The sequence below is a fragment of the Bradyrhizobium sp. B039 genome (assembly GCF_038965675.1).
GTDB classification, from domain to species: Bacteria; Pseudomonadota; Alphaproteobacteria; order Rhizobiales; family Xanthobacteraceae; genus Bradyrhizobium; species Bradyrhizobium diazoefficiens.
In genome coordinates, this window is the sequence record NZ_CP152416.1 from 2,372,912 (window position 1) to 2,392,858 (window position 19,947).

Annotated in this window: 17 protein-coding genes; 10 read left to right on the plus strand and 7 right to left on the minus strand. The window is 66.5% G+C overall.

The window, feature by feature from the left end:
- Nucleotides 1-3: 3 nt before the first annotated feature.
- Nucleotides 4-2,391 (minus strand): phosphoketolase family protein, encoded by a 2,388-nt coding sequence (locus AAFG50_RS11260; protein ID WP_039184966.1) that lies wholly within the window; start codon nucleotides 2,389-2,391, stop codon nucleotides 4-6.
- A 210-nt stretch (nucleotides 2,392-2,601) separates the two neighbouring features.
- Between AAFG50_RS11260 and AAFG50_RS11265 the strand changes: the two genes are divergently transcribed.
- From AAFG50_RS11265 to AAFG50_RS11280, 4 genes are all read left to right on the plus strand, one after another.
- Complete coding sequence (locus AAFG50_RS11265) at nucleotides 2,602-3,765, plus strand: PA0069 family radical SAM protein (protein WP_028175596.1); 1,164 nt, start codon at nucleotides 2,602-2,604, stop codon at nucleotides 3,763-3,765.
- Between the two features lie 24 nt (nucleotides 3,766-3,789).
- Nucleotides 3,790-4,245, plus strand: coding sequence for a VOC family protein (locus tag AAFG50_RS11270; protein WP_028175597.1), 456 nt, complete (start codon nucleotides 3,790-3,792; stop codon nucleotides 4,243-4,245).
- Between the two features lie 76 nt (nucleotides 4,246-4,321).
- Nucleotides 4,322-5,182 (plus strand): ribonuclease HII, encoded by an 861-nt coding sequence (locus AAFG50_RS11275; protein ID WP_028175598.1) that lies wholly within the window; start codon nucleotides 4,322-4,324, stop codon nucleotides 5,180-5,182.
- A gap of 245 nt (nucleotides 5,183-5,427) precedes the next feature.
- Nucleotides 5,428-6,936 (plus strand): glycosyltransferase family 39 protein, encoded by a 1,509-nt coding sequence (locus tag AAFG50_RS11280; RefSeq protein ID WP_028175599.1) that lies wholly within the window; start codon nucleotides 5,428-5,430, stop codon nucleotides 6,934-6,936.
- 117 nt (nucleotides 6,937-7,053) lie between these two features.
- On the opposite strand, the gene AAFG50_RS11285 is transcribed toward AAFG50_RS11280, so the two are convergent.
- Nucleotides 7,054-7,869 carry a uracil-DNA glycosylase gene (locus AAFG50_RS11285; RefSeq protein WP_028175600.1) on the minus strand — a complete coding sequence of 272 codons (816 nt, stop codon included), beginning with the start codon at nucleotides 7,867-7,869 and terminating at the stop codon, nucleotides 7,054-7,056.
- A 135-nt stretch (nucleotides 7,870-8,004) separates the two neighbouring features.
- Between AAFG50_RS11285 and AAFG50_RS11290 the strand changes: the two genes are divergently transcribed.
- The 3 genes from AAFG50_RS11290 to AAFG50_RS11300 all read left to right on the plus strand — a co-directional run bounded on the left by AAFG50_RS11290 (nucleotide 8,005) and on the right by AAFG50_RS11300 (nucleotide 12,673).
- Nucleotides 8,005-9,666 (plus strand): electron transfer flavoprotein-ubiquinone oxidoreductase, encoded by a 1,662-nt coding sequence (locus AAFG50_RS11290; RefSeq protein WP_028175601.1) that lies wholly within the window; start codon nucleotides 8,005-8,007, stop codon nucleotides 9,664-9,666.
- Between the two features lie 297 nt (nucleotides 9,667-9,963).
- Nucleotides 9,964-11,760, plus strand: coding sequence for a tetratricopeptide repeat protein (locus tag AAFG50_RS11295; RefSeq protein WP_011085312.1), 1,797 nt, complete (start codon nucleotides 9,964-9,966; stop codon nucleotides 11,758-11,760).
- A gap of 28 nt (nucleotides 11,761-11,788) precedes the next feature.
- A complete protein-coding gene (locus tag AAFG50_RS11300) occupies nucleotides 11,789-12,673 on the plus strand; it encodes a 4-(cytidine 5'-diphospho)-2-C-methyl-D-erythritol kinase (RefSeq protein ID WP_028175602.1) in 885 nt (294 codons plus the stop codon).
- A gap of 224 nt (nucleotides 12,674-12,897) precedes the next feature.
- Here AAFG50_RS11300 and AAFG50_RS11305 read toward each other — a convergent pair whose 3' ends face one another.
- The 5 genes from AAFG50_RS11305 to AAFG50_RS11325 all read right to left on the minus strand — a co-directional run bounded on the left by AAFG50_RS11305 (nucleotide 12,898) and on the right by AAFG50_RS11325 (nucleotide 17,693).
- Nucleotides 12,898-13,776 (minus strand): alpha/beta hydrolase, encoded by an 879-nt coding sequence (locus tag AAFG50_RS11305; protein WP_028175603.1) that lies wholly within the window; start codon nucleotides 13,774-13,776, stop codon nucleotides 12,898-12,900.
- The gene (locus AAFG50_RS11310) at nucleotides 13,769-14,401 is read right to left on the minus strand and encodes a LysE family translocator (protein ID WP_011085315.1); all 633 of its coding nucleotides are present in this window, start codon (nucleotides 14,399-14,401) and stop codon (nucleotides 13,769-13,771) included. Before AAFG50_RS11310 ends, AAFG50_RS11305 begins: the two co-directional genes overlap by 8 nt.
- A 44-nt stretch (nucleotides 14,402-14,445) precedes the next feature.
- Nucleotides 14,446-15,708, minus strand: coding sequence for a beta-ketoacyl-ACP synthase II (gene fabF, locus AAFG50_RS11315; protein WP_028175604.1), 1,263 nt, complete (start codon nucleotides 15,706-15,708; stop codon nucleotides 14,446-14,448).
- A 1-nt stretch (nucleotide 15,709) separates the two neighbouring features.
- Nucleotides 15,710-16,225, minus strand: a complete 516-nt coding sequence (locus tag AAFG50_RS11320; RefSeq protein ID WP_028175605.1) for a helix-turn-helix domain-containing protein — start codon at nucleotides 16,223-16,225, stop codon at nucleotides 15,710-15,712.
- 460 nt (nucleotides 16,226-16,685) lie between these two features.
- A complete protein-coding gene (locus AAFG50_RS11325) occupies nucleotides 16,686-17,693 on the minus strand; it encodes a polyprenyl synthetase family protein (protein ID WP_028175606.1) in 1,008 nt (335 codons plus the stop codon).
- A gap of 132 nt (nucleotides 17,694-17,825) precedes the next feature.
- Here AAFG50_RS11325 and AAFG50_RS11330 point away from each other — a divergent pair, with 132 nt between their 5' ends.
- From AAFG50_RS11330 to AAFG50_RS11340, 3 genes are all read left to right on the plus strand, one after another.
- On the plus strand, nucleotides 17,826-18,053 hold the full coding sequence (locus AAFG50_RS11330; RefSeq protein WP_011085319.1) for a DUF2007 domain-containing protein: 228 nt from the start codon (nucleotides 17,826-17,828) through the stop codon (nucleotides 18,051-18,053).
- Nucleotides 18,046-18,807 carry a methyltransferase gene (locus AAFG50_RS11335; protein ID WP_028175607.1) on the plus strand — a complete coding sequence of 254 codons (762 nt, stop codon included), beginning with the start codon at nucleotides 18,046-18,048 and terminating at the stop codon, nucleotides 18,805-18,807. Before AAFG50_RS11330 ends, AAFG50_RS11335 begins: the two co-directional genes overlap by 8 nt.
- 216 nt (nucleotides 18,808-19,023) lie before the next feature.
- Nucleotides 19,024-19,932, plus strand: a complete 909-nt coding sequence (locus AAFG50_RS11340; protein WP_028175608.1) for a S49 family peptidase — start codon at nucleotides 19,024-19,026, stop codon at nucleotides 19,930-19,932.
- The last annotated feature ends 15 nt before the right edge of the window (nucleotides 19,933-19,947 follow it).

Genomic DNA, 19,947 nt, shown 5'->3' on the forward strand with positions numbered 1-19,947 from the left:
GCGTCAGCCCGGCTTGCCCGGCCAGACCCAGTCGCGGATCTCGGGCATGTCCTCGCCGTGCTCGCGCACGTAACGTGAGTGCTCGATCAGCTTGTCGCGGAGCTGCTGCTTCACCTGCGCGGCCCTGGTCGCAAGACCCGGCACGCGTTCGATCGCCTCGATCGCAAGGTGGTAGCGGTCGAGCTCGTTGAGCACGACCATGTCGAACGGCGTCGTCGTGGTGCCTTCCTCGGCGAAGCCGCGCACATGCAGGCCGGCATGGTTGGTGCGGTTATAGGTCAGCCGGTGGATCAGATGGGGATAGCCGTGATAGGCGAAGATCACCGGCTTGTCGCGCGTGAACAGGCTGTCGAAGTCGCGGTCGGACAGGCCGTGCGGATGCTGGTCCTGCGGCTGCAGCGTCATCAGGTCGACGACGTTGACGACGCGGATCTTCAGATCCGGCAGCGCCTTGCGCAGCAGGTCGACGGCGGCAAGCGTCTCCAATGTCGGCACGTCGCCGGCACAGGCCATCACCACATCGGGCTCGCCACCCGCGTCTTCCGTGCCCGCCCAGGTCCAGATGCCGATGCCGACATCGCAATGCGTGGCGGCGTCCTGCATCGACAGCCATTGCGGCGCCGGCTGCTTGCCGGCGACGATCACGTTGATGCGGTTGTACGTCCGCAGGCAATGATCGGCGATCCACAGCAGCGTGTTGGCATCGGGCGGGAAGTAGATGCGAACGATGTCGGCCTTCTTGTTGGCGACGAGGTCGACGAAGCCGGGGTCCTGATGGCTGAAGCCGTTATGGTCCTGGCGCCAGACATGCGAGGTCAACAGATAATTGAGCGAGGCGATCGGCCGCCGCCACGGCAGGTGCCGCGTCACCTTCAGCCATTTGGCGTGCTGGTTGAACATGGAATCCACGATGTGGATGAAGGCCTCGTAGCAGGAGAAGAAGCCGTGGCGTCCGGTGAGCAGATAGCCCTCCAACCAGCCCTGGCAGAGATGCTCGCTCAACACCTCCATCACGCGGCCGTCCCGCGCAAGATGCACGTCGTAAGGCTCGATCGGCTCCATCCAGACACGTTCGGTCGTCTCGAACACCGCATCGAGCCGGTTTGACGCCGTCTCGTCCGGACCCATGATGCGAAAGTTGCGCTCTTGCGCGTTGAGGCGGATGACGTCGCGCAAAAATTTGCCGAGCTCGCGCGTCGCTTCCCCCGTGACGGCGCCGGGCTGCGGCACTTCGACGGCAAAGCTGCGGAAGTCCGGCAGCTTCAGCTCCTTCTTCAGCAATCCGCCATTGGCATGCGGATTGGCGCCCATGCGGCGATTGCCCTCGGGTGCCAGCGCCTGGAGCTCGGGGACGAGCGCGCCGCTCGCGTCGAACAGTTTCTCCGGCTCGTAGCTGCGCATCCAGTCTTCGAGCACCTTCAGATGCGCAGGGTTCTCGCGGCAGCTTGCGACCGGCACCTGATGCGCGCGCCAAAAACCTTCGACCTTCTTGCCGTCGACTTCCTTCGGACCGGTCCAGCCCTTCGGGCTGCGCAGCACGATCATCGGCCAGCGTGGCCGCTCGACGTTTTTGCGCCCGTCGCGGGCGTGCTGCTGGATCGAGCGGATGCTGGCGAATGCGACGTCGAGCGCATCCGCCATGATCCGGTGCATCAATTTGGGATCGTCGCCCTCGACGAACAGGGTCTCGTGGCCGAACCCGCGGAACAGATCGCGGATCTCGCTGTCAGACATTCGTCCGAGCACGGTCGGGTTGGCAATCTTGTAACCGTTGAGGTGCAGGATCGGCAGCACCGCGCCGTCATGCGCCGGATTCAGGAACTTGTTGGAGTGCCAGGACGCCGCGAGCGGGCCGGTTTCGGCCTCGCCGTCGCCGACGACGCAGGCGACGACCAGGTCGGGATTGTCGAGCGCCGCGCCATAGGCGTGCACCAGCGCGTAGCCGAGCTCGCCGCCTTCGTGGATCGAGCCGGGCGTCTCCGGCGCGGCGTGGCTCGGGATGCCGCCGGGGAAGGAGAACTGCCGGAATAGCTTGCGCAATCCGTCCGCATCGCGCGCGATGTTAGGATAGATCTCGCTGTAGCTGCCTTCGAGATAAGTGTTGGCGACCATGCCCGGGCCACCATGGCCGGGACCGCAGACATAGAGCACGTTGAGGTCCAGCGCGCGGATGACGCGGTTGAGATGGGCGTAGATGAAGTTCAAGCCGGGCGTCGTGCCCCAATGGCCGAGCAAACGCGGCTTGATGTGCTCGGCCCGCAGCGGTTCGCGCAGCAGGGGGTTGTCGAGCAGGTAGATCTGCCCGACAGAGAGGTAGTTGGCGGCGCGCCAGTAGCGATCGAGGAGATCGAGGTCGCTGCTCGCGGCGGCCGATTGTTGTTGATTTGTCATGTTCCTGCCGACCTTCACCCGGGATCGTCACCAACCGAGTTCCGGCGCGATCGATCCTTCGCGGCATCAAACGAGATCGTGGTGACGGCGATGTTGCGTGAGGTCAAAGGCAGGCGCCCGAAGTTTGGGCGCCTCTACTGTGCATGGGGTTGTTTTCACGTTTTTTGTTCTTGTTCTTGATTTGTTCCTTTGGCGTGCTATCTTGGCTTCATGAGTCCAGCATCCTCTCATGCTCTCAAGCACCCGCCGGTCACGGCGCCCTCCGAGCCGGCGGGTGCGCCTTCTGATTTCCCCGAGCTCGCTGTCGCCATCGACAAGCAGCGCAGGCGGGGGCGGGGCGCGCAGTCCAACGCCAGCGGCCGCTATGAGGCCGAGGCGCGCGTCGCCTTCGACGACGGCTGGCAGAGCCTGGAAGAGCTGCCGCCATTCAAGACCACGGTCGCGGTCGACACCTCGCGCAAGGTGATCACCCGCAACGATTCCCCCGATATCGGCTTCGACCGCTCGATCAACCCCTATCGCGGCTGCGAGCACGGCTGCGTCTACTGTTTCGCGCGGCCGACCCATGCCTATCTCGGCCTGTCGCCCGGGCTCGACTTCGAGTCCAAACTGTTCGTCAAGCCGGAGGCCCCGGCGCTGCTCGAGAAGGAGCTCGCAGCAGCAGGCTATGAGCCGCGGATGATCGCGATCGGCACCAACACCGATCCCTATCAGCCGATCGAGCGCGAGCGAAAAATCATGCGCGGCATCCTGGAGGCGCTGGAGCGCGCTGGTCATCCCGTCGGCATCGTCACCAAATCGGCGCTGGTGGTGCGTGACATCGACATTCTCTCGCGCATGGCCAAGCGCAACCTCGCCAAGGTCGCGATCTCGGTGACTTCGCTCGATCCAAAGCTGGCGCGCACCATGGAGCCGCGGGCCTCGACGCCGCCGAAGCGGCTGGAGGCGCTGAAGCAGCTCTCCGATGCCGGCATTCCCACCACCGTGATGGTCGCGCCAGTGATTCCCGCGCTGAACGATTCCGAGATCGAGCGAATTCTCGATGCGGCCGCCCATGCCGGCGTCAAGGAAGCCTCCTACGTGCTGCTGCGGCTGCCGCTGGAGGTGCGCGACCTCTTCCGCGAATGGCTGATGGCGAACTATCCGGACCGCTATCGCCACGTCTTCACGCTGATCCGCGACATGCGCGGCGGCCGCGACTACGACGCGAAATGGGGCGAGCGCATGAAGGGCACCGGCCCGATGGCCTGGACCATCGGCCGCCGCTTCGAGATCGCCTGCGACAGGCTGGGGCTCAACAAGCGTCGCGCAAAACTGACGATGGATCACTTCGCGCGGCCGAAGCGGAACGGCGATCAGCTCAGCCTGTTCTAGGAGCCGAGGCGAACGAGGTGTGTCATGAGTAAGGAACTGCCGCCCCCGGTGCCGCGGCTCACGGTCATCACGCTGGGTGTGAGCGACATTCGCGCCAGCATCGCGTTCTATGATGCGCTGGGCTTTTCGCGCCGGCTGAAGGCGACCGGCGAGGCCGTCGCCTTCTACGATACCGGCGGTCCGGTGCTTGCCCTGTTTCACTGGGACCAGCTCGCGGCCGACGCGGCCTTGCCGGATAAGCCCAGGCCGACGACCTTCCGCGGCATCACGCTCGCCTGGAACTGCGCCACGCGCGAGGAGGTCGATGCGGTGCTGGCCTTCGCTGTCGACAAGGGCGCCGCGCTGCTGAAAGCGGCGCACGAGACCGACTATGGCGGTTATTCCGGCTATTTCGCCGACCCCGACGGCCATCCCTGGGAGGTCGTGGTCGCGCCGGGCATCGAGGTCGGTGAGGACCGGCGGGTGCATCTGGCCGAGTAGGCGGCTCGCCTGAATAACGGGAATTGCGAGGGGTTCCCGGTTGCGCAAGCAGGGCCGCTTGCGCACGATCCCCGCCATGATTCGGGATAAATCCGCCAAGACGTCGGCCAAAGCTGCGCCCAGCAAGGACGCTGCGAGGAAGGCTGCACCTGCAAAGGCTGGAAAGGCCTCGGCGGCCAAGCCTTCGACCGGCAAGAGCGCGGGCCCGAAAGGCGTCATTGCCGTCGCGCCGCCGAGCTTCCGCCGCGAGCGCGCGCTGATCAAGCGCGGCATCTGGCCGGTTGCGGGCTGCGACGAGGCCGGCCGCGGGCCGCTCGCCGGTCCCGTGGTGGCGGCCGCAGTGATTCTCGACCCCGACCGCATTCCACGCGGTATCGACGATTCCAAGCGCCTGACGGCGGAGCAGCGCGAAAAGCTGTTCGACAAGATCTGCGCCACCGCGCAGGTCTCGGTCGCGGTCGCCTCGCCCGCGCGGATCGACCGCGACAACATCCTGCGCGCCTCGCTGTGGGCGCTGAAGCGCGCCGTGGTGGCGCTGCCCGAGGCGCCCCGCCACGTCTTCGTCGACGGCCGCGACCGGCTCGATACGGAATGCGACTGCGAGGCCGTGATCGGCGGCGACGGTATCGTCCTGTCGATCGCGGCGGCGTCCATTGTCGCCAAGGTGACGCGCGACCGGCTGATGTGCGCGCTGGCGCAGGACTGCCCGGGCTATGGCTTCGAGCAGCACAAGGGCTACGGCGTCCCCGAGCATCTCGACGCGCTGAACCGCCTCGGCCCGACCGTCCACCACCGCAGCTTCTTCGCCCCCGTCGCCGCCGCCCGCGCCAAGCACATGCCCTGGACAGTCGAGCCGGTGCGCGACTTGTTCGCGGCGACCGAGGTCGAGGTGCGGGTGGAAGCAAGCGTTGAGATCGACGCGTCGGCGAATCTCTAGGGTTTAGTCCCGCAACCTCCACATCGTCATGGCCGGGCCTAGCCGTCCGAAGAATGGCGTCGCTTCCGCTCGCCTATGTCTCGGCCATCCACGTCTTTGCCGAGGTACGAAGAACGTGGATGCCCGGGACAAGCCCGGGCATGACGAGCAGACGGTCGTTGCCACAACGCGTAGCGCCCTTTATCAAAACACTCGTGAGCGAATAGGGCCGGCTGGACGGGTTGGCTGCATCTTTCGGGCGTTGCATGCGGTTTACCTCCCTGGTCATCGAGCTCATTCGCGCCCGGCCGCGGCTGATCGTGTGGATCGTCGTGCTGCTCCAGGCCGCGATGTGGCTGTTCGTGGCGCTGGCGTTCTATCGCAGCCCGCCCGGCACCCTTGCGACCCTCCTGGCCTTCGGCAGGGAATACCAGGTCGGCACCGATCTCGGCCCGCCGCTGCCGGTCTGGCTCGCCGACATCGCCTATCGCGCCGCGGGCGGCCACATGTTCGGCGTCTATGTGCTGGCCGAGGTCTGCGAGATCGCGACCTTCATCGCGCTCTACCATCTCTCCCGCGCCGTGGTCGGCTCGCAGCAGGCGGTGCTGGCCGTGCTGCTGACGATGACGGTGCTGGCCTTCTCCTCGCCCGCGCTCGACTTCGGCCCGCTGGTGCTGGCGCGACCGCTGTGGGCGCTGCTGCTGCTGCATTCCTGGCAGATCATCGGCCAGCGCCGCGGCAACGCCTGGTTCGCCTGGTCGATCGAGGCCGGGCTTTTGCTGCTGACGACGCCCGCGGCGGTCTTCCTGCTCCTGCTGCTCGTCGTCTTCGCGTTTGCGACCGCCGGCGGCCGCCGCACGCTGCGCGCGCTCGATCCGCTGTTCGCGCTGATCGTCGTCGCCGTGCTCGCGCTGCCCTATGCCGTCTGGCTGATGCGCGCCGAGACGCTGGTCCCGCCGGCCCTGCCTGCGGTCGCCGAGCTGAGCACCCGCGCGATCCACGCGGCCTGGCTGCTCGGCGGGCTCGTGCTTGGCGCGGCGGCGATCCCGGCGCTGACTTTCCTCAACACCGGCCTGTTCCTCGCCAAGGGCGAGGAGGCGCCGATCATCTACCGCCCGCCGGTCGAGCCGCTGGCGCGCAACTTCGTCTATTTCTTCGCGCTGGCGCCGGCGCTCGGTGCGGTGCTGATCTCCGGCCTGTTCGGGCTCGAGTCCGTCGTCGGCGGTGCCGGCGTGGTACTGGTGATGTCGGGGCTGGCCGTGGTGGTGGGTGCCGGCGATCTCATCGCGATGCGCCGCGCGCGGATGCTGCGGACGGTGTGGGCCGCCGCCGTCGTGGCGCCCGCCGCCGGCGTCGTGCTCGCCGTCCTGTTCCTACCCTGGACCGGCGCCAATGAGATCGCGACCTCGATGCCGGCGCGTGCGATCTCGGATTTTTTCGATGACAGCTTTGCCCGCCGCACCAACCATCGCCTGCGTGCGGTGGCCGGCGAGACCCAGCTTGCGAGCCTGATCGCGCTGCATTCCGGCCGCCCACATCTGTTCATCGATGCCGAGCCCGCGCGCACGCCGTGGATCAATCAGGCCAAGTTCAGCGAGACCGGCGGCGTCGTGGTCTGGCGCGCCGCCGACACCGCGGGCACGCCGCCGCCGGACATCCTCAAGCGCTTTCCCGGCATAGTGCCGGAAGTGCCGCGCGCCTTCGAATGGCTGGTGACCGGCCGCCAGCAGCTGCTGCGCATCGGCTGGGCCATCGTGCGGCCGAAGGGGGCCTAACCCGTCATTCCGGGGCGCGGCAAAGCCGCGAACCCGGAATCCATTCATCCACCAACTCTGCCGCTCGATGGATTCCGGGCTCTCGCTTCGCGAGCCCCGGAATGACGGTGTGTGTGGTTACACCGTGCCTTGCCCCAGCACCTTCGCGATCGCCCGCAGATCCTGCCAGGCCAGCCGCTTGTAGGACGGCGAGCGGAGCAGATAGGCCGGGTGGAAGGTCGGCAGCGCGCGGATGGTGCGCCCAGCGGTCTCGTAGTCGAACCAGCGGCCGCGGGTGCGCATGATGCCTTCGCGCGTTCCGAGCAGCGTCTGCGTCGAGGGATTGCCGAGCGTCACCAGCACGTCGGGGTTCACCAGCTCGATCTGGCGCTGGATGAAGGGCAGGCACACTTGCGTTTCCTGCGGCGTCGGCGTGCGGTTGCCGGGCGGCCGCCACGGAATCACGTTGGCGATGTAGGCCGTGGTGCGGTTGAGGCCTATGGCCCCTATCATCAGATCGAGCAGCTTGCCGCTGCGCCCGACGAACGGCAGTCCCTCGATGTCCTCGTCGCGGCCCGGCGCCTCGCCGACGAACATGATGCGCGCCTGCGGATTGCCGTCGGCGAACACCAGCCTTGTTGCGGTGTGCTTCAGCGCGCAGCCCTCGAAGCCCTGCATCAGCTCGCGTAGTGCCTCGAGCGTCGGCGCGGTGCGCGCAGCCTCGCGTGCCGAGGCGATCGCGACGTCGGGCGCGGGTGCGGCCTCGCCGCGGATCACCGCGGGCGCGGCGACCGGCCGCGGCGCCTCGACCGGCGCTGCTGCGCGCGGGACCGGCGGCGGGGCGTCCATTTCCGCCAGGCGGTCTATCGGCTCCTCCGCGAGCGCGCAGTCGACACCGGCCTCCAGATAGAAGGCGAGAAGCTCTCGGACGGTGGGGGCGGGTTCGGGGATCATGCGAAAGTCAGACTTTTATATCAGTTTGGGGCGCCATGCATCCCACCGGAACGCATTTCCGTGGTTGTCCTATCCGGAAAAATCGGAAACAAGAGGGCGCAAACGACCGAGGACCGTCTCAAGGGCTGAGATCAGATGAGCACCGAAGAACTTCCCCCGCGCGAATCCATGGAATTCGACGTCGTCATCGTCGGCGCCGGCCCCTCGGGCCTGTCGGCCGCGATCCGGCTGAAGCAGCTCAACGCCGATCTCAACGTCGTCGTGGTGGAGAAGGGCTCCGAGGTCGGCGCGCATATTCTCTCCGGCGCCGTGATCGATCCGGCCGGGCTCGACAAGCTTGTTCCCGACTGGCGCGAGGATTCCGACTGTCCGCTGAAGACGCAGGTGAAGGACGACCGCTTCTACTGGATGACGGGCGGCGGCGCGATCAAGCTGCCGAACTTCATGATGCCGCCCCTGATGGACAACCATCACTGCTACATCGGTTCGCTCGGCAATGTCTGCCGCTGGCTGGCGCGCAAGGCCGAGGCGCTCGGCGTCGAGATCTATCCGGGCTTCGCCGCGGCCGAGGTGCTCTATGACGAGGAGGGCAAGGTCAGGGGTATCGCCACCGGCGACATGGGCATCGGCCGCGACGGCAAGCCGAAGGACTCCTTTACCCGCGGCATGGAATTGCTCGGCAAATACACGCTGTTCGCCGAAGGCGCCCGAGGCAGCCTGACCAAGCAGCTGATTGCGAAGTTCGCGCTCGACGCCAAGAGCGAGCCGGCGAAGTTCGGTATCGGGTTGAAGGAAGTCTGGCAGATCGATCCCGCCAAGCACCAGAAGGGTATGATCCAGCATTCATTCGGCTGGCCGCTCGACCTGAAGACCGGCGGTGGTTCGTTCCTCTATCACTACGACGACAATCTCGTCGCCGTCGGCTTCGTCGTGCATCTGAACTACGACGATCCCTATTTGTCGCCGTTCGACGAGTTCCAGCGCTTCAAGACCCATCCGTCGATCCGCGGCACCTTCGAAGGCGGCAAGCGGCTCGCCTATGGCGCGCGCGCCATCACCGAGGGCGGCTATCAGTCAGTGCCGAAACTGAGCTTCCCCGGCGGCGCGCTGATCGGCTGCGCGGCCGGCTTCGTCAACGTCCCGCGCATCAAGGGCGTGCACAATGCGATGGGCACCGGCATGCTGGCCGCCGAGCATGTCGCAGCAGCGCTTGCGGCCGATCGCGCCAATGACGAGATCGTCGAGTACGAGAACGCGTGGCGTTCCTCCTCCGTGGGCAAGGACCTCTTTCTGGTCCGCAACGTCAAACCGCTGTGGTCGAAGTTTGGCACCGTGCTCGGCGTCGCGCTCGGCGGACTCGACATGTGGTGCAACACGCTGTTCGGCGCCTCGCTGTTCGGTACCCAGTCGCATTCCAAGCCCGATCGCGCGACGCTCGATCCGGCCAAGAGCCACGCGCCGAGGAACTACCCGAAGCCGGACGGCAAGATCTCGTTCGACAAGCTGTCGTCGGTATTCCTGTCCAACACCAATCACGAGGAGGACCAGCCGGTCCATCTCCGGGTTGCCGACATGAACCTCCAGAAGACCTCCGAGCACGACGTGTTCGCCGGTCCCTCGAATCGCTATTGCCCGGCCGGCGTCTACGAGTGGGTGGAGGAGGGGGCGAGCCCGCGCTACCAGATCAACGCCCAGAACTGCGTTCACTGCAAAACCTGCGACGTGAAGGACCCCAACGGCAACATCACCTGGGTTCCGCCGGAGGGCGGCGGCGGTCCGAACTACGAGGCGATGTAGGGCGGGCCAATCAGCGCGGATCTGGTCACAAAGGGTGATCTGCCGCACGTTCGCGTGAGAACCGGGCCGCGGCCACCTGTCGCGGCCACGATAAGGCCATAGTGGCGGCGTCTTGGGGCGCTCTTGTCCGATTTGGGGCGTTCGGAGGCGATCGCCCGGTCCGAATCCTTGCGGTAAACCGCCAAAAGCGGCATTGTCCGACCTGACGGTTCCGGGTCCCGATGCCACCGGCCGCGTTCGCATGCGAGACGGCTTTCTGCTGCAAACCCAGGCACTACCAACTCAAGGCGAGCCCTGATGCTTTCAAATCGTTTCAACCGCTGGACTGTCGCCGCCATCGCCCTCATGGGCACAGCGATCGCGACGGTCCCCGGCAGGGTCCTGGCGCAGACGCCGGATCATCCGTCCGATACGGCGGCGCAGTTTCCGACCCGGAACGATCTGAAGTCGCTCACGACCTCCGGCAGCTATCTCGCCGCCCGCCACGCCAGCGTCGAGCGCGACGCAACCTCGGCCGCCGCATTCTACCGCTCGGCGCTCCGCACCGATCCGAAGAACAACGAGCTGCTCGACCGTGCCTTCATCTCCTCGGTCGCCGACGGCGACATCGACGAAGCGGTCAAGCTCGCCGAGCGTGTCCTCACCATCGACAAGACCAACCGCGTCGCGCGCCTCGTCGTCGGTGTGCACGATCTCAAGATGAAGAAATACGCGACTGCGCAGACCAACATCAACCAGTCGATCCGCGGCCCCATCACCGATCTCGTCGCCACGCTGCTGTCGGGCTGGGCGGCCTATGGCGCCGGCGATTCCAAGGGTGCTGTCGCCACCATCGACAAGCTCGCCGGTCCGGAATGGTATCCGCTGTTCAAGGATCTCCACGCCGGCATGATCCTCGAACTCGCCGGCAAGGAGAAGGACGCCGGCACGCGCTTCGAGCGCGCCTACAAGCTCGACGATTCCATGCTGCGCGTCACCGAGGCCTATGCGCGCTGGCTGTCGCGCAACAAGGATGCGGCCGCCGCGACCACCGTCTACCAGGCCTTCGACAAGAAGCTCGCCCGCCATCCGCTGATCGTGGAAGGGCTGCGCGACACCAAGGCCGGCAAGAAGCTGCCGCCGCTGGTCGATTCCGCGCAGGCCGGCGCTGCCGAGGCCCTCTACGGCATCGGCGCCACGCTGACCCGCCGCGGCGGCGAGGATCTGGCACTGGTCTATCTCCAGCTCTCGCTCTACCTCCAGCCGACCCATCCGCTGGCGCTGCTCTCGCTCGCCGATCTCTATGAATCGGTGAAGCGGCCGCAGATGGCGATCAAGGTCTATGAGCGCGTGCCGTCGACCTCGCCGCTGAAGCGCAACGCGCAGATCCAGCTCGCCATCGATCTGGATTCCGCCGACCGCACCGATGAGGCGATCAAGATCCTCAAGGGCGTCACGTCAGAGGATTCCAAGGATCTCGAAGCCATCATGGCGCTCGGCAACATCGAGCGCGGCCGCAAGAAGTTCGGCGACTGCGGCGCGACCTATTCGCAGGGCGTCGACGTGCTGCCGGCCGGCAACGACAAGGCCAACAGCGTCTGGTACTATTATCGCGGCATCTGCGAGGAGCGCTCCAAGCAGTGGGCCAAGGCCGAAGCCGACATGAAGAAGGCGCTCGAGCTGCAGCCCGACCAGCCGCATGTCCTCAACTATCTCGGCTATTCCTGGATCGACCAGGGCGTGAACCTCGACGAAGGCATGAAGATGATCAAGCGCGCCGTCGAGCAGCGTCCCGACGACGGCTACATCGTCGACTCGCTCGGCTGGGCTTACTACCGCATCGGCAACTACGAAGAGGCGGTGAAGAACCTCGAGCGCGCGATCGATCTCAAGCCCGAGGATCCCACCATCAACGATCACCTTGGCGATGCCTATTGGCGCGTCGGCCGCACGCTGGAAGCCAAATTCCAGTGGTCGCACGCCCGCGATCTCAAGCCCGAGCCGGATGAGCTTCCGAAGATCGAGGCCAAGATCGCCAACGGCCTCACCGAGGACAATTCGAACTCTTCGGCCGCGCAGGCGGAGAAGAAGAAGGACGACGGCAAGGGCGGCTAAGCTGAGTGAAGTTGGGGGCGTGTCGCCGATGCCGGCGTTGATTGAAGAGGGGCGCGCGAAGGTCAATCTGAGCCTTCGCGTGGTCGGCCGTCGTGCCGACGGCTATCATGATCTCGAAAGCGTGGTGGCGTTTGCCGATTGCGCCGACCGGCTCACGCTGGAGCCAGGCGGCGAGCTGAAGCTAGCCACCACGGGACCGCTGGCCGCGGCTTGCGGCGAGACGTCCGACAATCTCGTGTTCAAGGCCGCAAAACTTCTGGCCGAGGCCGTGCCGAACCTGAAGCTGGGCGCCTTTGCGCTCGACAAGGTGCTGCCCGTCGCGGCCGGCATCGGCGGCGGCTCGGCGGATGCAGCGGCAGCGCTGCGGCTGCTGGCGCGTCTCAACAACCTGTCGCTCGATGATCCCCGCCTCCAGAAGGTCGCGCTCGCGACCGGCGCCGACGTGCCGGTGTGCCTGTATTCGCGCGCCTGCGACATGACCGGCGTCGGCGAGCAGTTGTTGCCGCTGGCGCTGCCGAGCATGCCCTGCGTGATGGTCAATCCGCGCGTGCCGGTCGCGACCAAGGACGTGTTCCAGGCGCTGGGCCTGCGCAACGGCGAGCTGCTGGTCGGCGCCACCTCCGTCCTCGGAGCCCCGGCCTGGCCGGAGGAGGGCGCCTCGATTGCCGACTGGGTCGAGGTTCTCGAAACCGTCGCCAACGACCTCGAGGCCCCCGCGATGCGTATCGAACCTGTCATCGGCGAGGTGCTGGAGGCGCTACGCGACTCCGCCGGCGTCAAGCTCGCCCGCATGTCCGGCTCGGGCGCGACCTGCTTTGCGATCTATGGCGCGCCGGCCGAGGCCCATGCTGCCGCGGAAAAGATCCGGCGCGATCACCCCGGCTGGTGGGTGCACGCGGGGACGTTGAGCTAGATTTGTTTGTCCGTCATTGCGAGCGCAGCGGCGCAATCCAGAATCCCGCGGTGGTGACAGTCTGGATTGCTTCGCTGCGCTCGAAATGACGTGGATGTAGCGTGCCACACAAAGGACTGCCGTAGGGTGGGCAAAGGCGCGATAGCGCCGTGCCCACCATGCATCCAGGTGACGCGATCGAAGTGGTGGGCACGCTTCGCTTTGCCCACCCTGCGGCAGTGGAGCTAACCTGCGCCGTCCTCGGCCAGCCCGAGAAACCGCCGGATCTCACCCAACACCTCCTGCGGCTTGTCATGCTGCAGCCAGTGCCCCGCGCCGGCGATGGTCTCGACACGCGCCTGCGGGAAGTAGCGCTCCAGGCCTGCTGCCTTCGCGCCGGCCAGAAAGCTTTCGCCGGCATTCAGCAGCAGCGTCGGGCAGGCGATGCGCGACCAGAGTTCGACGTGATCGTCCGGCCAGAGCCGGTGCGGCGCAGAGGCGCGCTGGTAGGGATCGAACTTCCAGCTATAGGTGCCGTCCTCGTTCTGCCGCGCGCCGTGCGTTGCAAGATGCAGCGCGAGGTCGCGGGAGAGCCGTCTGTTGTGAAGCACCATCTGCGCTGCGGCATCCGCGAGGGTCGAATAGCGGCGCGGCGTGCGGTCGTGCAGCTTGTCGAGTTGGCCGACCCATTTGCCGATGCGCTCGTGCGCCGGCGGCTTCGGCGCGTCCGGCAACATGGTCACGCCGTCGAGCACGACCAGCTTCGCGACCTGCTCGGGGAACGATCCTGTAAAGATCAGGCTCACCATGCCGCCCATCGAATGGCCGACGAGAGTCACTTGAGGCGCTGCGACGCCGCGGACGAGCTGGGCGAGATCGTACACATATTCCGTCAGCGCGTAGCTGCCGCCCTTGGTCCAGTCGGAATCGCCGTGGCCGCGCAGGTCGGGCGCCAGCACGTGATAATGCGGTTGCAGCGATCTGGCGATGACGTCCCAGCTGCGGCAATGATCGCGGCCGCCGTGGACCAGGATGAGGGGCGGCGCGCCCGCGTTGCCCCAATCGGCATAATGCAGCCGCAGGCCGTGCGATTCATAGAAGCGGCTTTGCGGGGCGCTAGCCATTTGCCGGCCGCCGCGCCAGCGCGAGCGAGAGTCCGAGGCCCGCGATGAAGACGCCGGAGCCCTGGGTGAGGCGCCGCATCAGGTGCGGCCGTCCGATCAGTTGCGTGCGCGTCGCGGACGCCATCAGCACCACGACGACATCGGCGAGCGTGTTCAGCGTCACCGAGATCGCGCCGAGCACGATGAATTGCAGCGTGGGGTTCGATCCCATGGGATCGAGGAATTGCGGAATGAAGGCGAGGAAGAACGCCGCGGTCTTCGGGTTCAGCGCCTCGACCAGCACGCCGTCGCGGAACGCGCGCCTGTCGCCGACGGGCTCGCTCTCCAGTGACAGTGCGCGGCCGGCGCTACGAAACGTCTTGATGCCGAGCCAGACCAGATAGAGCGCGCCGACGAATTTGACGGCGCCAAACAGCTCGGCGCTGGCGAGAATGATGGCGGAGATGCCGAGACTGCCGGCGACGACATGAACCAGCCCGCCCAGCGCCGTGCCTGCGGTCGAGGCAAAGCCGCTGCCGCGCCCCTCGGACAAGGTCCGCGCCGCGACGTAGAAAATGCCGGGGCCGGGAATGGCGGCAATGAGAGACGCCGCGGCAAGGAACAGCCAGAAATTCGTGTCGGTCATCCTGCTGTCGTAGCGATGCTTGGGACGATTGCAAGGCCCGTCGTTTAGTCCATCCGGCGGAAGATCACGCTGGCATTCACCCCGCCGAAGCCAAATCCGTTGGAGATGGCGTGCCGCATCGGCATCGGCCGCGCGCTACCTGAGACGATGTCGATGCCATCAGCGCTCGCGTCGGGGTTCTCGAAATTGAGCGTCGGCGGCGCGACCTGGTCGCGCAAGGCGAGCACGGTGAAGATCGCCTCCAGCCCGCCGGCGGCGCCGAGCAGATGGCCGGTGGCCGATTTGGTCGCGCTCACCGCGATGCTGCGGCTACGGCCGAACAGCGCGCCGATCGCGCCAAGCTCGCTTTCGTCACCGGCGGGCGTCGACGTCGCATGCGCGTTCAAATGCTGCAATTCGCCGGGCTCAAGCCGCGCCTGCCGCAGTGCGATCTCCATGGCGCGGCGCGCGCCGTCGCCATCGGGCGGCCCCGACGTCATGTGGTAGGCGTCCGCCGTCGTGCCGTATCCGACGATCTCCGCGATCGGTGTCGCGCCGCGCGCCAGCGCATGCTCGAGCGTCTCGATCACCAGGATGCCGGCGCCTTCGCCCATGACGAAGCCGTCGCGGTCGCGATCGAACGGGCGCGAGGCGCGCCTCGGCTCCTCGTTGAAGGAGCTCGACAGCGCGCGCGCCGCGGCGAAGCCGCCGAGGCTGACGATGTCGATGCAGGCCTCCGCGCCGCCGCAGATCGCAACGTCGGCCTCGCCGGCGCGGATCATGCGTGCGGCATCGCCGATCGCCTGGACGCCGGCGGCGCAGGCCGTGACCGGCGTTCCCAGCGGTCCCTTGTAGCCGTATTTGATCGAGACGTGGCCGGCGGCGAGATTGGCGAGGAACGAGGGGATCGTGAATGGCGAGAGCCGGCGCACGCCGCGCTGCTCGGTGATGCGCACCGCCTCCGCCATCGCCGGAAAGCCGCCGACGCCGGAGCCGATGACCGTCGCGGTCCGTTCCAGCGCGCTCGCATCCTGCGGCGTCCATTTGGCCTGCGCGACCGCCTCGGCGGTGGCGAGCAGCGCAAACAGGATGAAGCGGTCCATCTTGCGCTGGTCTTTCGGCGCGGCGGCCTGCGCGGGATCGAAGCCGCCGTCCGCATCGCCGGCCTTGTCGGGCACGAGGCCCGCGATGCGTGCGGGGAGCGCCTGCGCCCATTCGGGCAGGGGACGCAGCCCGCTTTGGCCGGCGAGCAGCCGGCGCCAGGACAGCTCGACACCGCAGGCGAGCGGCGACACCGCGCCCATTCCCGTCACGACGATACGACGCATGTCAATCTCCAGCCGGCGCAATGGCCGGGTTCATGGCCTTGAGCGAAGCGAGCCGTTTGCGCATCCCGCGGCTGGCGCCCGGCCCAGCGATGATGACCGCATTGTCGAGCGTGATCGGCTGCATGTCGGCGGCATCGACCACGACCGGGTCGAACGGTCGACGATCGGCCCGGCTCGCCAGCAGAATGGCTTCGCCCTTCGGTGCGAGATGCCTGTTGCCCCAGGCGAGCAGCGCGGCGACCACGGGGAAGAAATCCCGCGCCTTGTCCGTCAGCACATATTCGTAACGCGGTGGCCGCTCGCTGTAACGGCGGCGGACGAACATGCCTGACGCGGTGAGATGGGCGAGACGCCGCGACAGGATGTTCGGCGCGATCCCGAGATTTTGCGAGAACTCGTCGAACTTCGTCGCGCCCTGGAACGCATCCCGCAGGATCAAAATGCTCCACCATTCGCCGACCGTCTCCACGGCGCGGCCCACCGGGCATTCCAGGATGGAGGGGGATTTGGGCTGCATGGCGGGAGGATAGGATAGTAACTTGCAAAATGCAAGTAACTAGGCATGGCAAGGGCGTTGCTAAAACGTTGTGAGAAAGCGAACTTATGTCTCTGAGTAAAATGCCAGTTGAAGAGAAACGCCCGCGCGCCTTGCTCCGTCATTGCGAGCGCAGCGAAGCAATCCAATCTGTTTCCGCGGAGGGATTCTGGATTGCCTCACCGCGCTCGCAATGACGGTGTTGATGCAGTGGGCCCATACTTATGACCGTCACGCTGAGGTGCGAGGCGAGCGACGCAGCAGCGTCGCTGGGCGAGCCTCGAAGGGCGCCGGCCCGGCTGCATCTCGGCCGTTCATCCTTCGAGGCTCCCGATGGCGCGCTTCTCGCGCCCCATCACTCGCACCTCCAGCGACAACGGCCTTGCCGTTGCGCGGGGATGACGGTGTTAGCAGAATCGGAGAGTACGCTAAGCCGCAGCGCTCAATGCGACCGTGCCAGGCAGAACGCCACGACCTGCTCCAGCGCGCTCTTCATCGGCGACGACGGGAACAGCGCCAGGGCGTCCACCGCCATTGCGCCGTAGTGCTGGGCGCGGCTCAGCGTGTCCTCGAGCGCGCGGTGCTTGTTCATCAGGCCGATGGCGTGGTCGAGGTCGGAATCGCCGATCTCGCCGCGCTCCAGCGCCTTGATCCAGAAGGCGCGCTCGGTGTCGTTGCCGCGGCGGAAGGCGAGCACGACCGGCAGCGTGATCTTGCCCTCGCGGAAATCGTCGCCGGTGTTCTTGCCGAGCTTGGCGCTCTTGCCGCCATAGTCGAGCACGTCATCGACGAGCTGGAAGGCGATGCCGAGATTCATGCCGACCGAGCGGCAGGCGGTCTGTTCCGCCTTCGGGCGGTTCGCGATCACGGGGCCGACCTCGCAGGCGGCGGCGAACAGCTCGGCGGTCTTGCCGCGGATCACGGCGAGATATTCGTCCTCGGTGGTCGCGGTGTTCTTGGCGGCCGCAAGCTGCATCACCTCGCCCTCGGCGATGGTGGCGGCCGCCGCGGAAAGAATGTCAAGCGCGCGGAGCGAGCCGACCTCGACCATCATGCGGAACGCCTGGCCGAGCAGGAAGTCGCCGACCAGCACGCTCGCCTCGTTGCCCCAGAGCATGCGCGCCGACAGCTTGCCGCGGCGCATCTCGCTCTCGTCCACGACGTCGTCATGGAGCAGGGTGGCGGTGTGCATGAACTCGACGGAGGCCGCCAGCTTGATGTGGCCGTCGCCGGTGTAGCCGGCAAGGTTCGCCATGGCGAGCGTCAGCATCGGTCGCAGGCGTTTGCCCCCGGAGGAGATCAGATGGTTGGCGACCTCCGGGATCATGGTTACGTCGGAACCGGTCCGCGACAGGATCGTGGCGTTGACGCGCTCCATGTCACCGGCGACAAGGGCAACCAGCTCTTCGATCGACGCGCCGGGAGTTTCGAAAGGTACGATGACGGCCACGCCGGTCTCCAATATTTGCCCCGGAAGGGCTATTCTGATGGAAATACAATAGAAACTGGAGGCGGACGCGGCAAGTGCCGCGGAACCATTGACATTTGCCGCTTAACCCCTTTCAGGCAGGAGACCTGCGTTTTGCGTGAACTGGTTCGGACCAACGATATGGTGCTGGTGTCGGCGATCGGCGCGCTGCTCGACGGCGCCAATATCCATCATCTGGTGCTGGACCAGAACATGAGCATCATCGAGGGCTCGCTCGGCATTTTGCCGCGGCGGATCCTGGTCCATGAGGACGACGCCCAGGAGGCCCGGCAGCTCCTGACCGAGGCGGGGCTCAGCCACGAACTGCGCGGCGATGATTGAGGCCGACATCACCGAGGACGCCTTTCTCGGCGGCCAGTTGCGGCTGAAGCAGAAGCGGTCCGGGCATCGCGCCGGGCATGACGCCATCCTGCTCGCGGCGGCGACGGAGGCGAGAGCGGGCGACCGCGTGGTCGATCTCGGCGCCGGCATCGGCACGGCCGGGCTGGCGCTTGGCCGGCGCGTGGCGGGGATCAGGCTCAGCCTGGTCGAGATCGATCCGGAACTGGCGGAGCTCGCGCGCGCCAATGCGGCGGCGAACGCGATTGCCGCCGAGACGATCGTGCTCGACGTCACGGCCGATGCGCAGGCTTTCGTGGCACATGGGCTCGTGCCCGACAGCGTCGATAGTGTGCTGATGAACCCGCCCTTCAACGATCCGGTGCGCCATCGCGGCTCGCCGGACCAGGCGCGCCATACCGCGCATGTGGCGACGGAGGAGACGCTGCATGCGTGGGTGCATGCAGCGCGGCGTATCCTCCGGTCGAACGGTGTGCTGACGTTGATCTGGCGCGCGGATGGAATCGCCGAGATTTTGGCAGCGCTGTCACGCGGCTTCGGCAGCCTTGCGATCCTGCCGGTTCATGGCGAAGCGGGACGGCCCGCGATCCGCGTGCTGGTGCGCGCGATCAAAGGCGGCAGGGCGCCGACGCGCCTGCTGCCGGGCCTCATGCTTAACGAAGAGTCACACGTGCCTAAAAAAGAGGTGACGGATATTCTGGAGGGAAGGGCAGTCTTGCCGCTGGCGGAGCTGTGACGGCCTACTGCGGCAGCGATTCCGACTGCTGTTCTTGCGGGGACGTAAAGCGAATCGCCGTGAAAAGCGCACCGATCAGCATCAACAGCAGATAGATCTTCATGGCGTTTCCTCCGCTGCTTCATTGCAGCTTCCCGACGGGAATTCTGCAAAACACGTTCCAGGCACTTTCAATGACAGTCGCGTGATAAAAATTGGTTAAACAGAGGTAACGGCATGGCCGAACAATTGAACGATCGTGAGAGTTCCGGCCTGGCCGACAAGCTCATGCAATATCTGCCGGCGCGCTTCCGCCCGGGCACGGCGGTGGTGCCGGTGGTGCGGCTGTCAGGCGTGATCGGTGCGGTGACGCCGCTGCGCCCGGGCATGACGCTCGCAGGCGTCGCGCGGGTGCTGGAGCGGGCCTTCTCGATGCGGAACGCCAAGGCGGTGGCGCTGGTGATCAATTCGCCCGGCGGCTCGCCGGTGCAGTCGCGCCAGATCTATCTGCGCATCAAGCAGCTCGCGGCGGAGAAGAAGCTGCCGGTGCTGGTGTTCGTCGAGGACGTCGCGGCCTCGGGCGGCTACATGATCGCCTGTGCGGGCGACGAGATCTTCTGCGATCCGTCCTCGATCCTCGGCTCGATCGGCGTGGTCGGCGGCAGCTTCGGTTTCCAGGACGCGATCAAGCGGCTCGGCATCGAGCGGAGGCTCTATACCGCCGGCGCGCACAAGGCGATGCTCGATCCGTTCCTGCCCGAAAACCCCGACGACGTCGCCAAGCTCAAGGCGCTCCAGCGCGAGATCCACCAGATCTTCATTGCGCTGGTGAAGGAGAGCCGCGGCGCGCGGCTCAAGGGCGAGGACGACACCTTGTTCACCGGCGAATACTGGGCCGGCGCGAGTTCGATCGCGCTGGGGCTGGCCGACGGCATCGGCGATCTCCGCTCAACTCTTCGTGCCCGCTATGGCGAGAAGGTTCTCACCCCCGTGATCGCGCAGCCGACCGGGCTGCTGTCCGGCCTTCTGGGGCGCAAATCGCCCGGCGCAGGCCAGCTTTCGGCCCTGGAATCAATGGCCGGGCTGCCGGACGAGCTGATCTCGGCGGTCGAAACGCGGGCGATTTGGGCGAAATTCGGGTTCTAGGGCGCGGTCTTCCGC

Excerpts from the sequence above, each read along its gene's own strand:
- AAFG50_RS11260 (WP_039184966.1), bottom strand. The coding sequence starts at position 2,391 with ATGACAAATCAACAACAATCGGCCGCCGCGAGCAGCGACCTCGATCTC.
- AAFG50_RS11265 (WP_028175596.1), top strand. The coding sequence starts at position 2,602 with ATGAGTCCAGCATCCTCTCATGCTCTCAAGCACCCGCCGGTCACGGCG.
- AAFG50_RS11270 (WP_028175597.1), top strand. The coding sequence starts at position 3,790 with ATGAGTAAGGAACTGCCGCCCCCGGTGCCGCGGCTCACGGTCATCACG.
- AAFG50_RS11275 (WP_028175598.1), top strand. The coding sequence starts at position 4,322 with ATGATTCGGGATAAATCCGCCAAGACGTCGGCCAAAGCTGCGCCCAGC.
- AAFG50_RS11280 (WP_028175599.1), top strand. The coding sequence starts at position 5,428 with ATGCGGTTTACCTCCCTGGTCATCGAGCTCATTCGCGCCCGGCCGCGG.
- AAFG50_RS11285 (WP_028175600.1), bottom strand. The coding sequence starts at position 7,869 with ATGATCCCCGAACCCGCCCCCACCGTCCGAGAGCTTCTCGCCTTCTAT.
- AAFG50_RS11290 (WP_028175601.1), top strand. The coding sequence starts at position 8,005 with ATGAGCACCGAAGAACTTCCCCCGCGCGAATCCATGGAATTCGACGTC.
- AAFG50_RS11295 (WP_011085312.1), top strand. The coding sequence starts at position 9,964 with ATGCTTTCAAATCGTTTCAACCGCTGGACTGTCGCCGCCATCGCCCTC.
- AAFG50_RS11300 (WP_028175602.1), top strand. The coding sequence starts at position 11,789 with ATGCCGGCGTTGATTGAAGAGGGGCGCGCGAAGGTCAATCTGAGCCTT.
- AAFG50_RS11305 (WP_028175603.1), bottom strand. The coding sequence starts at position 13,776 with ATGGCTAGCGCCCCGCAAAGCCGCTTCTATGAATCGCACGGCCTGCGG.
- AAFG50_RS11310 (WP_011085315.1), bottom strand. The coding sequence starts at position 14,401 with ATGACCGACACGAATTTCTGGCTGTTCCTTGCCGCGGCGTCTCTCATT.
- fabF (WP_028175604.1), bottom strand. The coding sequence starts at position 15,708 with ATGCGTCGTATCGTCGTGACGGGAATGGGCGCGGTGTCGCCGCTCGCC.
- AAFG50_RS11320 (WP_028175605.1), bottom strand. The coding sequence starts at position 16,225 with ATGCAGCCCAAATCCCCCTCCATCCTGGAATGCCCGGTGGGCCGCGCC.
- AAFG50_RS11335 (WP_028175607.1), top strand. The coding sequence starts at position 18,046 with ATGATTGAGGCCGACATCACCGAGGACGCCTTTCTCGGCGGCCAGTTG.
- AAFG50_RS11340 (WP_028175608.1), top strand. The coding sequence starts at position 19,024 with ATGGCCGAACAATTGAACGATCGTGAGAGTTCCGGCCTGGCCGACAAG.